15 protein-coding genes are annotated in these 15,949 nt (G+C 64.8%); 10 read left to right on the top strand and 5 right to left on the bottom strand.

Features of this window, described 5'->3' with window-relative positions; genetic code table 11:
- The 4 genes from ACTHJR_RS01020 to ACTHJR_RS01005 form a co-directional block, all read left to right on the top strand.
- On the top strand, positions 1-224 hold a 224-nt coding region (locus ACTHJR_RS01020), incomplete at its 5' end, for a hypothetical protein (RefSeq protein ID WP_440521180.1).
- A gap of 221 nt (positions 225-445) precedes the next feature.
- Positions 446-1,357, top strand: a complete 912-nt coding sequence (locus ACTHJR_RS01015; protein WP_440521179.1) for an ABC transporter ATP-binding protein — start codon at positions 446-448, stop codon at positions 1,355-1,357.
- Between the two features lies 1 nt (position 1,358).
- Positions 1,359-2,846, top strand: a complete 1,488-nt coding sequence (locus ACTHJR_RS01010; RefSeq protein WP_440521178.1) for an ABC transporter permease — start codon at positions 1,359-1,361, stop codon at positions 2,844-2,846.
- Positions 2,847-2,963: 117 nt separating this feature from the next.
- On the top strand, positions 2,964-3,515 hold the full coding sequence (locus tag ACTHJR_RS01005; RefSeq protein WP_440521177.1) for a DNA-3-methyladenine glycosylase I: 552 nt from the start codon (positions 2,964-2,966) through the stop codon (positions 3,513-3,515).
- 139 nt (positions 3,516-3,654) lie between these two features.
- Here ACTHJR_RS01005 and ACTHJR_RS01000 read toward each other — a convergent pair whose 3' ends face one another.
- Positions 3,655-4,035 carry a VOC family protein gene (locus tag ACTHJR_RS01000; protein ID WP_440521176.1) on the bottom strand — a complete coding sequence of 127 codons (381 nt, stop codon included), beginning with the start codon at positions 4,033-4,035 and terminating at the stop codon, positions 3,655-3,657.
- 222 nt (positions 4,036-4,257) lie between these two features.
- On the opposite strand from ACTHJR_RS01000, the gene ACTHJR_RS00995 reads away from it, so the two are divergent.
- Complete coding sequence (locus ACTHJR_RS00995) at positions 4,258-6,486, top strand: S9 family peptidase (RefSeq protein WP_440521175.1); 2,229 nt, start codon at positions 4,258-4,260, stop codon at positions 6,484-6,486.
- 17 nt (positions 6,487-6,503) lie between these two features.
- On the opposite strand, the gene ACTHJR_RS00990 is transcribed toward ACTHJR_RS00995, so the two are convergent.
- Positions 6,504-7,739, bottom strand: coding sequence for a cysteine desulfurase-like protein (locus ACTHJR_RS00990; protein WP_440521174.1), 1,236 nt, complete (start codon positions 7,737-7,739; stop codon positions 6,504-6,506).
- Between the two features lie 110 nt (positions 7,740-7,849).
- Between ACTHJR_RS00990 and ACTHJR_RS00985 the strand changes: the two genes are divergently transcribed.
- The 3 genes from ACTHJR_RS00985 (at position 7,850) to ACTHJR_RS00975 (ending at position 10,132) form a co-directional block, all read left to right on the top strand.
- Complete coding sequence (locus tag ACTHJR_RS00985) at positions 7,850-8,878, top strand: aspartate-semialdehyde dehydrogenase (protein ID WP_440521173.1); 1,029 nt, start codon at positions 7,850-7,852, stop codon at positions 8,876-8,878.
- Between the two features lie 169 nt (positions 8,879-9,047).
- Positions 9,048-9,695, top strand: coding sequence for a 2-hydroxychromene-2-carboxylate isomerase (locus ACTHJR_RS00980; RefSeq protein WP_440521172.1), 648 nt, complete (start codon positions 9,048-9,050; stop codon positions 9,693-9,695).
- A complete protein-coding gene (locus ACTHJR_RS00975; protein WP_440521171.1) occupies positions 9,692-10,132 on the top strand; it encodes a GFA family protein in 441 nt (146 codons plus the stop codon). Before ACTHJR_RS00980 ends, ACTHJR_RS00975 begins: the two co-directional genes overlap by 4 nt.
- A 13-nt stretch (positions 10,133-10,145) precedes the next feature.
- On the opposite strand, the gene ACTHJR_RS00970 is transcribed toward ACTHJR_RS00975, so the two are convergent.
- From ACTHJR_RS00970 to ACTHJR_RS00960, 3 genes are read right to left on the bottom strand one after another with little or no spacing between them, the layout of a single operon-like run.
- Complete coding sequence (locus tag ACTHJR_RS00970) at positions 10,146-11,729, bottom strand: DHA2 family efflux MFS transporter permease subunit (RefSeq protein ID WP_440521170.1); 1,584 nt, start codon at positions 11,727-11,729, stop codon at positions 10,146-10,148.
- Positions 11,722-12,816 carry an HlyD family secretion protein gene (locus ACTHJR_RS00965; protein WP_440521169.1) on the bottom strand — a complete coding sequence of 365 codons (1,095 nt, stop codon included), beginning with the start codon at positions 12,814-12,816 and terminating at the stop codon, positions 11,722-11,724. Before ACTHJR_RS00965 ends, ACTHJR_RS00970 begins: the two co-directional genes overlap by 8 nt.
- Positions 12,809-13,261, bottom strand: coding sequence for a MarR family winged helix-turn-helix transcriptional regulator (locus ACTHJR_RS00960; protein WP_440521168.1), 453 nt, complete (start codon positions 13,259-13,261; stop codon positions 12,809-12,811). Before ACTHJR_RS00960 ends, ACTHJR_RS00965 begins: the two co-directional genes overlap by 8 nt.
- 177 nt (positions 13,262-13,438) lie before the next feature.
- On the opposite strand from ACTHJR_RS00960, the gene ACTHJR_RS00955 reads away from it, so the two are divergent.
- Together ACTHJR_RS00955 and ACTHJR_RS00950 are read left to right on the top strand one after the other, a co-directional pair.
- Complete coding sequence (locus ACTHJR_RS00955; protein ID WP_440521167.1) at positions 13,439-14,200, top strand: alpha/beta fold hydrolase; 762 nt, start codon at positions 13,439-13,441, stop codon at positions 14,198-14,200.
- A 58-nt stretch (positions 14,201-14,258) separates the two neighbouring features.
- Positions 14,259-15,949 (top strand): M2 family metallopeptidase (locus ACTHJR_RS00950; protein ID WP_440521166.1); only part of this gene is annotated, 1,691 nt, incomplete at its 3' end.

Here is a 15,949-nt window from a genome sequence, read left to right as displayed (position 1 = left end):
CCGGCAGTCAGATGCTGTTCGTCGCGCACGACGGGGATCTGTGGCTGATATCCTATAGCTATAGGGGTGTTGCGATACGAACGGTAACGGTGTCGTATATCCTGGATGAGCGTATTCCTTCCGCGAAGCCCTATCTCATGGGCGCTTTGGAAGGGAATGGATGCGACGCCGCGAACGCTTTACTGAGAGGGCTCAGCGTGGAGGCGGGCTGGGAACGCCGCTAGCGGTCTCCTGTCGCGGGTTTCAAGCGACAGGACCCGCCGGGATTCCTATTCCCGATCGCCGTCATCGAACGAGACTGTGTCGATCCCGGCGATGACCATTCGGATCGAATTGTTGAAGCCGCGAGACCTGCCCGCGGGACCGTCCTTGATCTTCGTTAAGGTGTTGTATTCGCACGGCACACCTTGTTAGAGCAGGGGAAGGAAACCGGGGGCGCGAACCGATGGATGCATTGCGGCTGGACGGCGTGGTCAAGCGCTTCGGCAATTTTACGGCCGTCGATGATCTGAGCTTCGCGGTGGCGCCGGGAGAAGTGTTCGGGTTCCTGGGCGGCAATGGCGCGGGGAAGACGACGTCGCTGCGCATGGTGCTCGACATCCTGCGTCCCGATGCCGGATCGATCGCCGTGCTGGGCAGCGACCCCGGCCGCGCCAACAGCGCGCGGCTCGGCTTCCTGCCGGAGGAACGCGGGCTCTACCGGTCGATGACGGCGATCGACACGATCGTCTATTTCGGCCGGCTGAAGGGCATGTCCGCGGCGGCCGCGCGCGCCGAAGGCAAAGTCCTGCTCGAGCGCTTCGGGCTGGGCGCCTCCATAAAATCGCCGGTCGACAAGCTGTCCAAGGGCATGGCTCAAAAGGTCCAGCTCGCGACCGCGGTGGTCAATAAGCCGCGCCTGCTGATTCTCGACGAGCCGTTTTCGGGGCTCGATCCGGTCAATCAGGGCCTGCTCGAGGAAGAAATCGTCCGAGCGGCAAAGGATGGCGCGGCGGTGGTGTTCTCGACCCATGTGATGCAGCATGCCGAGCGGCTGTGTGACCGGTTGCTGCTGCTCGCGAACGGCAAGAAGCTGTTCGAAGGGACGCAGGACGAGGCGCGAGCGACATTGCCCGTCCAGCTCCTGCTGTCCACCAAAAGCTCGCCGGCCGCGCTCGCCGGCGTCACCGACGCGCGGCAGACCGGCATGTCGGGCGATTGGCAGGAATGGGACGTGCGGCTCGCCCCCGGGACCGATCCCGGCGACCTGCTCGAACTTTGTACCGCGCAGGGTTTCGCGCTGCGCCGTTTCGAGCAGCGCCGGCCGAGCCTGCACGATGTCTTCCTGCATATCGTCGGCGGCGCGGAGGGTCGATAACATGGTCCAGCACATTCGCCTCGTCGCCGCGCGCGAATTCCGTCAGATCGCGATGACGCGCAGTTTCTGGCTGACGCTCCTGATCCTGCCGCTCATCTTCGCGCTGGGTCCGGTTGCCTCGCGCTTCCTCGACAAGTCCGACACCGACCTGGTGATGGTGATCGATCAATCGGGCGGTGGCGCCGCGACCGCCGTCAGCGAGCGTATCGCGATCGACGGCGAGCGTACCGCACTCGACGCGCTCGCGCGCTACGTGCGCCGCCACGATCTGCAGCGCGCCGATCCCGCGGCGCCATGGGCAGCGCAGGATCATTGGTATTCGGACGCCGAGGTCGCGAAATTCGTGACGTCGGGCGGGTTGAAGACCGCGCTCGCCGCGATCGCGCGCGTGTCCAAGGACGATGCCGACCGGTTCGAGGCGCCCGATCCCGATTACCGCGTGGTCGAGACGCCCCCGGCGCTGACCGCGACCCCGCCCGCCGATCTCGACAAGGCGCTCGATCCCTATCTGCGTCCAGCCGAGAAATCGAACCGCCAGCCGGTCGATTACGTCGTGCTGATCCCGCGTGATTTCGGCGCGTCCCCGGCGATCCGGATATGGGCGAACGGTCCGCCGCGCGCGTCGATGATGGCCTTGCTGCAAAGCGTGCTGACTCCCCATTTGCGCAGCCGGTTCCTGACCGGCAATGGCGTGCCGCCGGCGACGGCCGCGACCGTCAACACGATCGCCCCGGTGATCCAGGTCACGTCGCCGCCGCCCGGGGGTGGGCGCGAGGGTGTGTTGATCCGGTCGATCCTGCCGCTCGCCTGCGCCTATGTCCTGCTGATGTCGCTGATGCTGTCGGGGAGCTGGATGCTCCAGGGCACGGTCGAGGAGCGTGGCAACAAGCTGCTCGAAACGGTGCTCGCCTGCGTCTCGCCGAACGAACTCATGTATGGCAAGCTGGCCGGCACGGTCGCGGTCGGGCTGTCGATGATCCTGACCTGGGTGGCGTGCGGCGCGTTCGCCGCCTACGCCACGCACGGTGCGATCGCCGACGTTATCCGTCCAGCGCTCGATCCGGTCTCCTCGATCGGGAGCGTGCTGACGATCCTCTATTTCTTCCTGGCCGGCTATCTGATGGTATCGATGATCTTCCTCGCCATCGGCGCGGTCAGCAATTCGATGCGCGACGCGCAAGGGTATCTGATGCCCGTGATCCTGTTGATCATGATGCCGTTCACCTTGCTGATGCAGGCGGTCTTGCGCGGATCGGGCGGGTTCGCCGTCGAAGTGCTGACCTGGATTCCGCTCTACACGCCGTTCACCGTGCTCGCGCGATTGGGCAGCGGCATGCCGGCATGGGAAGTGATCGGGTCCGGGGCGGTCCTGGCGTTGTTCGTGCTGGTCGAGATCATGCTGCTCGGCCGGGTGTTCCGCGCGAGCCTGCTCGGGGAAGCGCGCCTGAGCCTGCCCGAGATCGTGAAGCTGATGCGCCAACCCAGATGATGTAGCGTCGCCGCCCGACTACCCTCCAGCAAGCTTCGCAGGTTGAGGCTATAGGGCGGTCATGCACGACACCGGGTGCCCTCGCTCCGGCCGCCCGGACCCGCTATCGCTGACCGCATGACCAATCGCTGTCCCTGGGCGGGCGCCGACCCGCAGATGCAGGCCTATCACGATACCGAATGGGGGGTGCCCGAACGCGACGGGCGCGCCTTGTGGGAAAAGCTTCAACTCGACGGGTTTCAGGCCGGCTTGTCGTGGGCGACGATTCTCCGGAAGCGTGATGCCTTTCGCGAGCTATTTGCCGGCTTCGACCCGGAGAAGGTCGCGCGGTTCGGCGACGCCGATGTCGAGCGGTTGCTGGGCGACGCGCGGATCATCCGCTCGCGCTCCAAGATCGAGGCCACGATCGGCAATGCCCGTGCTTATCTGGCGATGCGCGAAGCGGGCGAGGATTTCGCCGATTTCTGCTGGGGCTTCGTCGGCGGCACGCCGATCAAGGGTGACGGCGTCCATGTGCCGGCCAAGACGCCGCTGTCGGAAGATGCCTCGAAACAGCTTCGCGCGCGCGGGTTCAAATTCGTCGGGCCGGTGATCGTCTATGCCTGGATGCAGGCGTGCGGGCTGGTCGACGATCACCTCGCCTGTTGCTTCAGGCGGGATGCTGAATAGCTATGACGCCTTCCCGGAGAAGGCCGAGGCCCAGTCGCTACGGATCATCGGCGGCATCCCGCCTTCGAAACGGCTCGATCCTGGGCCCCGGTCTTCGCCGGGGAAGCGGAGGGGTGGGAAGCGTGAAGGGGCGGTGAGCTCAGGTGTAGCTGACCAGTTCGAACTCGGTGCCGTCGAAATCGAGAAAGTAGAATCGCCGCCCCGGCTCGTAATTGCCATGGCTGAACGGAACCAGGCCGGCCGCGATCACACGGCGCTCGGCTTCGTCGAGATCGTCGACCACCATGCCGACATGGTTGAACGGACGGCCTTTGCGAAAGACGTCGTCGGGCGTGTCCGCGCCGTCGTGAGTGTAGAACGCCATGTAGAAACGGTCGTCGCCGACATGGATCGTGCGGCCGTTGTTGAGTGCCGGCCCCTGCCAGCGGATATGCCAGCCGAACAAATCCTGCATCAGCTTCGCGCTGCGTTCGGGGTCGCGCACGGTGAGGTTGACGTGTTCGATGAAGGCGCCGGGCATGGAGGATCCTTTCGGTCTTTGTTGGTCCGTGCCTGAGGAAATAGTTCCTCAAGCTTGGTTGAGGTCAAGCGCTTTTGTCACGGCCGATCCGGCGCGCCGGCAATAGAGCCCGGGTGAGCCGCCCTATCGAACTAATACGCCCTCTTTACGGAACGTTGCCGGGTCGCGATAAGCCCGCCAACGCCTGCGATCAGCCGGGCGGTGCTGGGAGTCGCGAAGGACATGCGGACATGGTTGACCGGGGGGATGATCGGGCTGGTGGCGGCACTCGCGATCGGGACCAGCGCTGTGGCCGCTGACGACGCGCAACGCCCGCTGACGCTCGAGCGCGTGTTCGGGAGTCCGGATCTGTCGGGACAGCAGCCGCGCGCGATGAAGCTGTCGCCCGACGGCAAGCTCCTGACCCTGCTCAAGCCGCGTGCCGACGAGAAGAGCCGCTACGATCTGTGGGCGCGCGACACCGCGACCGGCGAGGAGCGGATGCTGGTCGATTCGAAGAAGGTCGGCAGCGGCGCCGAATTGTCCGAGGCCGAGAAGATGCAGCGCGAGCGGGCGCGCATCGCGGGCGACAAGGGCATCGTCGCGTACGATTGGTCGCCCGACGGCAAGTCGATCCTGGTGCCGCTCGACGGCGATCTCTACCTCGCGCATCTCGACGGCAAGGTCGAACGGCTGACCAACACGCCGGGTGGCGAGCTCAACCCGGTGATCAGCCCGGCCGGCGGGTTCGTCAGCTTCGTCCGCGACCAGAATCTCTTCGTCCAGCCGCTCGGCGGCGGCGCCGCAAAGGCGCTGACCTCGGACGGCGGCGGCACCGTGCATTGGGGCGAGGCCGAATTCGTCGCGCAGGAGGAAATGGACCGCCGCACCGGCTATTGGTGGTCGCCGGGCGATCGCCTGGTCGCGGTCGAGCGGTTCGACGAGGCGCCGGTCGGGATCGTCACCCGCGCGGCGATCGGCGCCGAGGGCACCAAGGTCTATGACCAGCGCTATCCCGCCGCGGGCACGCCCAATGTCGAGGTCGAGCTGTTCGTCGTCGATCCCAGGACCGGCAGCAAGGTCAAGGTCGATCTGGGCAGCGATCCGGACATATATCTGACTCGAGTGGATTGGACGCCCGACGGCAAGACCCTGCTCGTCCAGCGCGAAAATCGCGCGCAGACCGAGCTCGACATGCTCGCCGTCGATCCCGCGACGGGCAAGGCCAAGACCTGGTTCAGCGAGAAGGCCGGCCCGAACAGCTGGATCAATCTCAGCGACAATTATCACGCGATGCGGGACGGCAGCCTGATCTGGTGGTCGGAGCGCGATGGCTTCGGTCATCTCTACCGCTTCGCCAGGGGCAAATGGACCCAGCTGACCAAGGGCCCGTGGCAGGTCACCGACCTGGTCGGCGTCGACGAGGCGCGCGGCCGGCTCTATTTCATGGCCGACAAGGACGACGTGCTCGAGCAGCAGCTTTATGCGGTCGACATCGCCCGGCCCAATGCGGTGACGCGGCTGACCGAGCGCGGCTGGACCAATCGCGCGGAGATGGATGGCGCCGCGACGCGGCTGATCGTCACGCGCTCCAACCCCAACCAGCCGCCGCAGACCTATCTCGCCGATACCAACGGCAAGATGCTCGGCTGGATCAACGAGAACGCCATCAAACCGGGGCATCCTTATTACCCCTATTTCGGGACCCACCGCCAGCGGACTTTCGGGACGATCAAGGCGGCCGACGGCACCGATCTCTATTACGAAATGATCACGCCGCAGATGGAGCCGGGCAAGCGCTACCCGGTGTTCTTCCAGCATTATGGCGGTCCGCACAGCCAGACGGTGACGCGCGGCTGGGAAAGCCCGCTCGAGCAGTTGATCGTCAGCAAGGGCTATATCTTTTTCCAGCTCGACAATCGCGGCTCGCCCAATCGCGGCACGGCGTTCGAGGACAAGATCTATCGCGCGATGGGATCGATCGAGGTCGAGGACCAACTGGCCGGTGCCAAGTGGCTCAAGCAGCAGAGCTATGTCGATCCCGACCGGATCGGCATCTACGGCTGGTCGTACGGCGGTTATATGACGCTCAAGATGCTCGAGGCCAATCCGGGGGTCTATGCGGGCGGCGTCGCCGGTGCGCCGGTGACCAAATGGGAATTGTACGACACCCATTATACCGAGCGCTACATGGGCAACCCGAAGGTCGACACCAAGGCCTATGAGCGCTCGGACGCGCTGACCGACGCGACCAGGATCGACGATCCGCTGCTGCTGATCCACGGCATGTCGGACGATAACGTGGTGTTCGAGAACTCGACCGCGTTCGCCGCCAAGATGCAGGCGGCCAATCGGCCGTTCGAGATGATGTTCTATCCGGGCAAGACCCATGCCGCGGCGCGCTACATCCATGTCTGGATGACAATCTTAAATTATTTCGACCGCGTGTTGAATAACCGGCCGGCGCGCTGAGCCGGCCGGCCGCTGTCTTATAGCTCGCGCAAGGCGGCGATCAGGCGGTCGACTTCCTCGGCGGTGTTGTAATGGCACAAGCCGACCCGGAGCAGCCCGCCGCGGTCGGCGAGGCCGAGCCGGCCGGCGGCCTCGATCGCGTAGAAATGCCCTGCCCAGGCGAAGATGCCGCGCTCGGCCAGATGTCGCGCGATGGCGTCGGGATCGTGTCTCTCGACCGTGAACGAGAAGGTCGGGACGCGCCGCTCCATCGTCACCGGTCCCCACAGCTTGAGCCCGGGGATCGTCGCCAGCCCGGCGAGGAGGCGGTCGCCCAGATCGCGCTCATAGGCGGTCGCCGCGGTCATCGCCGCGACCAGGCGCGCGCGGCGGCTGTTGGCGCTCGGATCGGCCAGTTCACCGAGCCATTCGAGATAGGCGATCGTCCCGAGGACGCCGGCCTGGCCCTCGAACGACGGCGTCCCGGTCTCGAAGCGATGCCCGCCCTCGTCGCCGGCGGGACGCACCTTGTAGGCGCGGACGCGATCGTCGAGGCGGGACGACATCCAGAGCACGCCCTGGTGCGGGCCGAAGAATTTGTACGGCGAGCAGGCGAGGAAATCGGCGCCCAGCGCGACGACATCGGTGACGAGATGCGGCACCGACTGGACCGCATCGATATAGACGAGCGCGTCGCTGTGCTCGCGAACCAATGCCACCGCCTCGGCGATCGGATTGACCGTGCCGAGCGCGTTGCTGGCTACGCCGAGCGCGACCAACCGGGTTTTGGGGCCGAGCAGCGTCGCCAGATCGTCGAGCGACCAGCGCCCGGTCGCGGGATCGAAATCGAGCCAGCGCACCGTCATGCCTCGGTCCTCCGCGGCTTCGAGCCAGGGCGAGACGTTGGCGTCGTGGTCGAGCCGCGTGACGATCAGTTCGTCGCCCTCGCGCCACTCCCGCGCCAGCGCGCGCGACACGGCGAACGTCAGCGACGTCATATTGGGTCCGAACGCGATTTCCTCCGGCCGCGCACCGAGCAGATCCGCGATCGCCACATGCGCATCGTCCGACAGCCGGTCGGTCTCGACCGAGGTAGCGAAGGGCCCGCCCGAATTGGCGGTGCCTTCGCTCAGATGCGCGACCATCGCGCCGATCGCCGCGTCGCAGGCCTGGGTGCCGCCGGGTGCATCGAAAAAGACCGCCGGTCGACCGTCGACCTCCCGCGCCAGAGCGGGAAAACGCGAGCGGACGGCGTCGATCGGGAAATTCTGCATCAACCTGACCTTGCTGGGGTGACAAGAAATTGCGCGCTTCCATTCCTACGAGCGGGGCCTAAAGAGCAAGCGCCGCCAAAAGGGTGGATACGCAAAATTGGGATAGAATGATGGGTTACCGAGTGGTCGTCGCTGGCGCGACCGGCAATGTCGGACGCGAAATGTTGAACATCCTGGCCGAGCGGGAATTTCCTGCCGACGAGATCGCCGTCGTGGCATCGTCGCGCTCGACCGGCGATATTATCGACTTCGGCGAGACCGGTAAAACCCTCAAAGTCCAGAATATCGAGCATTTCGATCCCAAAGGCTGGGATATCGCCTTGTTCGCGATCGGCAGCGACGCGACCGCGATCTACGCGCCGAAATTCGCCGCGGCGGGCTGCACGGTGATCGACAATTCGTCGCTCTACCGCATGGACCCCGACGTGCCGCTGATCGTGCCCGAGGTGAACCCGGACGCGATCAACGGCTATACCAAGAAGAACATCATCGCGAACCCGAACTGCTCCACCGCGCAGCTGGTCGTCGCGCTCAAGCCGCTGCACGATGTGGCGAAGATCAAGAGGGTCGTCGTCGCGACCTATCAATCGGTTTCGGGCGCGGGCAAGGCGGGGATGGACGAGCTGTTCGAACAGTCGCGCAACATCTTCGTCGGCGACCAGGCCGAGCCGGCCAAGTTCACCAAGCAGATCGCCTTCAACGTCATTCCGCACATCGACAAGTTCCTCGAGGACGGGTCGACCAAGGAAGAGTGGAAAATGGTGGTCGAGACCAAGAAGATCCTCGACTCCAAGATCAAGCTCAGCGCGACCTGCGTCCGCGTGCCGGTGTTCGTCGGCCATTCCGAAGCGGTGAATATCGAGTTCGAGAACGAGATCTCCGCCGAGGAAGCGCAGAAGATCCTGCGCGAGGCGCCGGGCGTGATGCTCGTCGACAAGCGTGAAGACGGCGGATACGTGACCCCGGTCGAATGCGTCGGCGAATATGCCACCTATGTCAGCCGCGTCCGCGATGATCCGACCGTCGACAACGGCCTGTCGCTGTGGTGCGTGTCGGACAATCTCCGCAAGGGCGCCGCGCTCAACGCAGTGCAGATCGCCGAACTGCTCGGCCGCCGGCATTTGAAGAAGGCGGCTTGACGAGGACCACGCTATAGAAAATCCTTCCCATCGCAGATGGGGAGGGGGACCGTCGCGCAGCGATGGTGGAGGGGAGACGTCGCATCCTCGCGGCTTTGCCGCTGCGGCCCCTCCACCACCGCGTTCGGCGGCGGTCCCTCTCCCCAAGCAAGCTTGGGGAGGATTTTAGATGCTGCGCGCCGACCTCTACTTTTCCTTCCGTAGTCCTTACAGCTACTTGGCGCTCCCCAAATGGCGCGCGATCGTGCGCGACTACGATCTGACGATCGACCTCAAGCCGGTCTATCCGCTCGCCATCCGCCAGCCCGATTTCTTCGAGCGCAATCATCCCAACTGGCTGCGCTACACGATCCGCGACGTGATGCGCGTCGCTCAGCATGTCGGTATCCCGTTCGGTCCGCCGCGCCCCGACCCGATCGTCCAGAACATCGCGACGCGCGAGATCGCCGCCGACCAACCCTATATCCGCCGCCTCGTGCGGACCGGCCAGGTCGCGGCGCGGCGGGGTAAGGGGTTCGCTTATGCCGACGAGGTCGCCCAGCTAGTCTGGGGCGGGGCGCCGGACTGGCATCTCGGCGACCATCTGGCGGACGCGGCGACGCGCGCCGGGCTCGACATGGCCGAGCTCGATGCCGAGGCCGAACGCGATGCCGAGGCGCTCGACGCCGAAGTGGCGGCCAATCAGGAGGCGCTCGAAGCCGCCGGGCATTGGGGCGTGCCGACCCTGGTGTTCAACGACGAGCCGTTTTTCGGACAGGACCGGATCGACCTCGCGCTCTGGCGGATGCAGCAAGCGGGGCTGGAGAAACGCGCATGACCTTGACCGGTGCCTGTCGTTGCGGCGCGACCCGCTACGAGCTCGCTATCGACAGCCTGACCGCGATCTATTGCTGCCATTGCACCGATTGCCAGCGCTGGTCGGGCAGCGCCTTCAGCGAGCAGGCGGTGGTGCCCGAAGGCGCGATCAGCGCGACCGGGCCGGTCGTCGAGTTCACGATCAAGAATGAAAGCGGCGCGCTCTCGCATCAACGCGCCTGCGGCACTTGTCACAATCGCTTGTGGAACACCAACAGCGCGCGGCCCGGGATCGCCGTGGTCCGCGCCGGCACGCTCGATCACAACCGCACGCTCGAGCCGCGCGTCCATATCTGGGTGAAGAGCAAACAGCCCTGGGTCGTCATCGCCGACGACGTGCCCTGCTTCGACGAGAGTGCTCCGCCGGCCGAGTTCGCAGCGATCCTCAGCAAGCCATGAAGCGGCGCACGCTTTATTCGGCGTGCACCACCTCGACCTTGCCCTTGGGCTTCTCCAGCAGCAGCACCAGCGGCAACACCGCGATCGAGATCCACGCCATCAGGTAGAAATCGTCGATATAGGCGATCATCGCGGCTTGCTTGTTGACCATGCCGTCGATCATCTCGAACACCGCGTCGGACACGATGCCATATTGGAAGATCTGACTGAGGTTCAGGCCGGGCACGACATGCTCGGTGATGTGCTGCGCGAGATCGGCATGGCTGATCTGGATATTGCGCGTCAGCAGCATCGTCACCATCGAGATACCCGCCGACTGTCCGATCGAGCGCATCAGGTTGAGCAGGCTGGACCCGTCCGTTCGGTAATTCTGATCGAGCGTCGCGAAGGCCAGGCTGTTGAGCGGCATGAACACCAGACCCATGCCGAGGCCCTGGATGAAACCCGAGGTGATGACCGGCCAGGAATCCATCTCGAGCGACCAACTCGCCATCGTTCGCAGCGACCAGGCGAACAGCACCAGCCCCACCGCGATGACGATCCGGGTATCGACCTTGCCGATCAGCCGGCCCGCGAGCCACATGGTGAACAGCACGCCGACGCCGCGCGGCGCCATCATCATGCCGGTCTGGACGACCGAATAACCGAACAATTGCTGCAGCATGGGCGGCAACAAAGCCATCGGCGCCATGGTCGATACGCCGATGATGATCATGAAGAACATCGCGGTGACCAGGTTGCGGTTCTTGAACAGATGACGGTCGAACAGGGGTTTCTTCGCCATGATCAGATGGACGAGCGCGACCCAGGCGGCGGCGACCGCGATCAACCCTTCGATGATGATCTCCCAGCTCGAGAACCAGTCCTGGTTCTGTCCGCGATCGAGCATCAGCTGAAAACTCGCCACGGCGAGGCCGACGAACGCGAAGCCGGTGAAATCGAAACTGCGCTCCGCCTTCGGCCGCGACGGCAGCAGGAACCACAGGATCGCGAAGGTCAGGGCGCCGACCGGCACATTGACGTAGAATACCCAGCGCCAGTTGAAATTGTCGGTCAGGTAACCGCCCAGCACGGGGCCCAGGATCGGGCCGACCATCACGCCCATGCCCCAGACCGACATCGCCTGGGCCTGACGCTCCTTGGGATTGATGTCGATCATCGCGGTCTGCGACAGGGGATTGATGAAGGCGGCGAAGACGCCCTGGAGGGCGCGGAAGATCACCATCTCGCCGAGATTGACCGCGGTGCCGCACAGCGCCGAGGCCATGACGAAGCCGCCGGTGGCGATCAGGAACAAATTGCGGCTGCCCAGCCGGTCGCTCAGCCAACCGGTCGCCGGTAGTGCGATCGCCGTCGCGACGATATGGCTGGTCAACACCCAGGGGATCGTGTCGGTGGTCGCGCCCAGCGCCGCGGTCATGTGCGGCAGCGCGACGTTGGCGATCGTCGTGTCGAGAATCTGCATGACCATCGCGCCCATGACCCCGACGGTCAGGAGCGGCCGGTTCGACGTCGCCAGCAGCGGCGGGCTGAGCGCGGGCTGCGCCTTGGTCGGCCGCGCCGCCGCCGCGGAAGCAGGAGCGGCGCTACTAGCCATTGGGCTTGGTATCGACCGAGACTTCGGGCGACAGGCCGGTGATCAGCGGACGAGTGGCCTTGCAGGTGATGGTGATGCGCACCGGGACACGCTGCGTGACCTTGACCCAATTGCCGCTGGCATTCTGCGCCGGCAGGATCGACGAGGAGGAGCCGGTGCCGGCGCCGATGCTCTGCACCTTCCCGCACAATTTCATGCCCGGATAGGCATCGAACTTGAGCTCGACCGGCTGGCCGACCTGCATGTTGGCGAGCTGCGTCTCCTTGAAGTTCGCGGTCACCCAGGGCGAGGTCACCACCAGGCTGAGCGCGGGAACGCCCGACGGCGTGATGTTGCCGACCTGCAGCCGGCTGGTCTGGGTGATGATGCCGTCATGCGGCGCGCGCACCACCGTGCGGGTCAGGTTCATCATCGCCTTGTCGCGATCGGCCATCGCGGCCTGGACCGCGGCGGGAATGCCCGAGCCGGCGACGCCACTACCGAGCTGGACTTGCGCCTTTTGCGCAGCGGCACGTGCGGTCGCGAGGCGTGCCTTCGCCGCGAGCACTTCGTGCTGGGCGGCATCGAGCGCGGCCTTGGTCGTGAAGCCCTTCTTCCACAACGCGTTCTGGCGGTCATAGGTCGCCTGTGCGAGCGAGATGTCGGCATTGGCGCTCTCGATATCGGCCGCGGCACTGCCGGTATCGGTCGCCTTGGTAGAGACATCCACCTTGGCGCTGGCGATGGCCGCGTTCGCCTGCTCGAGCGCGATGCGATAGGGTTCCGGGTCGATCACGAACAGCACGTCGCCGGCCTTGACCCGCTGGTTTTCCTTGACGTTGACCTGCACGATCCGGCCGGTCACGTCGGGGCTGATCGAGACGGTATCCTGCTCGACATAGGCATTGTCGGTCGACTGATAGCGGCCGCCGGTCAGGTAGAAATAGCCGGCCACCGCCGCGATCAGCAACGGCACGCTGAACATCAGCGCGAGGCGCAGCCAGTTGCGCTTCTTCTTTTCCGGGGCGGGCGCCTCGACGGTTTCGATGACGTTGGTGGCAGCGACCTTTTCGCCCTTTGTTTCTATTTTTGGATCGGCATCAGCCATGTGCGGTCTCGGTAGTACGGGGGGATGGGAGGTTGAGAAGATTGGCGCGCATACGCTGCAGCGACTTGCCCAGCACGGCGCGATCGGGCTCGCTGATGCCGTGCAGCACCTGGTCGAACAGGTCTTCCGCCATGCCGCGCAGATCGTCGAGCATCGGTTTGGACTTCTCGGTCAGGAACAATTGCCAGGCGCGGCGGTCGGCGGGGTCGCGGCGACGCTCGACCAGGCCCGATTCCTCGAGCCGGTCGATCATCCGGCACAAGGTGATCGGTTCGACTTCGAGCAGATCGGCAAGAGCACCCTGGTTGAGCCCTTCGTTGCGGCTGAGGGTGGTCAGCGTACGCCATTGCGCGCGCGTCGCGCCGACTTGCCGCGCGCGCTCGTCGAAACGGCGGCGCATCAGGCGCGAGACGTCACTGATCAGGAATCCGAGTGAGTCGGTCATGACGGCGCATATAATGAGTATGCTTATATAAAACACTAGCTGACACAAAAATTTTTCGCAGGTGCAGCATAAGGCTGACGTTGGGTTCGGCCAGCTATGATGTCCGACTTGACACCGCGACGCCGAGAGCCAACCGCACCAATGACTAGTGGGCCTGCTCCAGAGGGATGAACAGCGTTGGCAAACTCCCCGATCGAACCGCAGTTTTTCGACAGTTTCGACGGCCAGCGCCTGGCCTGGCGGGAAATGGGTGAGGGGCGGGCAGTCGTCCTGATCCATGGCTATTTCTCGGACGCCGAGACCAATTGGATCCGCTACGGTCATGCCGCCGCGATCGCGGCCAAGGGATTCCGCGTGATCATGCCCGACCTGCGCGCGCATGGATCGAGTGCGCGGCCGCACGATCGGGCGGCCTATCCGCCCGACGCGCTGACCAGGGACGGGCACGCGCTGATCGCCCATCTCGGGCTTACCGACTATGATCTCGGCGGCTATTCGCTGGGTGCGCGGACGACCAGCCGGATGCTGGCGACCGGCGCCGACCCGCGCCGCGTGATCTTTTCCGGCATGGGCCTGGAAGGGCTGACTCACGCCGACCGCCGTGGCGGGCATTTCCGTAACATCCTGACCAATCTCGGCAAGCACGAGCGCGGCAGCCCCGAATGGTTCGCGGAAGCGTTCCTCAAGACCACCGGCGGCGATGCCGAAGCGCTGCTTGGCGTGATCGACACGTTCGTCAGCACGCCGCTCGATCAGGTCGAGCGCTTCGCCTGGCCGACCCTGTGCGTGAGTGGCGCCGATGACGACGACAATGGCAGCGCCGCCGCGCTTGCCCGTGCCTTGCCCGACGGCCGCTATGTCGAGGTGCCGGGCAATCACATGAGCGCGGTGGTCAAGCCCGAACTCGGCCAGGCGATCGCCGATTTCCTCGCCGCTTGACCGCGGGCTCCCGCCGGGACCAGTGTCGCTCGCCTGAGCTCAGGGGAGTCGAACCGAGATGATCCGTACCGCCGTGGCGTCGAGCCTCGCGCTCGCATTGGTCCTGTCTGGCGCCGTCGCGCTGGCGACCGCGCCCGACAAGAACGCGGCGGCGACGGCCGCCGACGCCGACAAGTTTGTCGCCAAGGCGGAAAAGGCACTCGCCGAGATCTCGGTCGACGCCAACCGCGCCGGCTGGATCAACGCCACCTATATCACCGACGACACCGACGCGATGGCGGCGGAGGTCGGCGCGCGGCAAACCGAACTGCAGGTAAAATATGCCGGAGAGGCTGCCAAATATCTGAACGTTCCGGGTCTGTCCCCCGATACGAGGCGCAAGCTCGACCTGATCCGTAACGGCATCACTCTGCCCGCGCCGTCGCGGCCCGGCGCGGCCGACGAACTGGCGACGATCGCCACTCGGCTCCAATCCGAATATGGTAAGGGGAAGGGCACGCTCGACGGCAAACCGATCAACGGATCGGATATCGAAGCAGCCATGGGCAAAGTGCGTGATCCGGCCAAGCTCGAGGAGATGTGGGTAAGCTGGAACGACAATGTCGGCACCCCGATGAAGGCCGATTATGCCCATATGGTCGACATCTCGAACCCGGGCGCCAAGGAATTGGGATACGCCGATGTCGGGGCGATGTGGCGCTCGGGGTACGACATGCCGCCCGACCAGTTCGAGAAGATGACCGACCGACTGTGGAAGCAGGTCGAGCCGCTCTATCTCTCGCTCCATACCTATGTCCGCTGGAAGCTCAACGAGCAGTATGGCGACGCCGTCCAGCCCAAGACCGGCCCGATCCGCGCCGATCTGCTCGGCAATATGTGGGCGCAGGAATGGGGCAATATCTATGACATCGTCGCGCCCAAGGGCTCGGGCGATATCGGCTACGATACCGAGGCACTGCTCAAGGCCAAGGGCTATGATCCGCTCAAGATGGTGAAGACGGGGGAGGGCTTCTATTCCTCGCTCGGCTTCGCGCCGTTGCCCGACACCTTCTGGCAGCGCTCGATGTTCGTGAAGCCCGCCGATCGCGAAGTCGTCTGCCACGCCTCGGCCTGGGATATCGACAACCAGCAGGACGTGCGGATCAAGACCTGTCTCAAGGTCAATGCCGACGATTTCGTGACGATCCATCACGAGCTCGGGCACAATTATTACCAGCGCGCGTACATGAAGCAGCCGTTCCTCTATGAGAATGGCGCCAATGACGGCTTCCACGAAGCGATCGGCGATTTCGTCGCGCTGTCGATCACACCCGATTATCTCGTCCAGATCGGCCTGCTCGACAAATCGCGGGTGCCGAGCGCCGATAAGGATACCGGGCTGCTGCTGCGCCAGGCGATGGACAAGGTCGCTTTCCTGCCGTTCGGCCTGCTGGTCGACAAATGGCGCTGGGGCGTGTTCAGCGGGGCGATCAAGCCCGACCAATATCAGTCGGCCTGGGATGCGCTGCGCCTGCAATATCAGGGCATCAAACCCCCGGTCGCGCGCGATGCCTCGCGGTTCGATGCGGGCGCCAAATATCACATTCCGGCCAATACGCCGTACATGCGCTATTTCCTGGCGCGCTTGCTGCAGTTCCAATTCTACCAGGCGGCGTGCAAGCAGGCCGGCTGGACCGGGCCGCTCCATCGCTGCTCGTTCTACGGCAACAAGCAGGTCGGCGCGAACCTGCAGAAGATGCTGGAAATGGG

The organism is Sphingomonas sp., assembly GCF_051962185.1.
Lineage (GTDB): Bacteria > Pseudomonadota > Alphaproteobacteria > Sphingomonadales > Sphingomonadaceae > Sphingomonas.
This window is presented reverse-complemented; position numbering and strand designations above follow the sequence as displayed.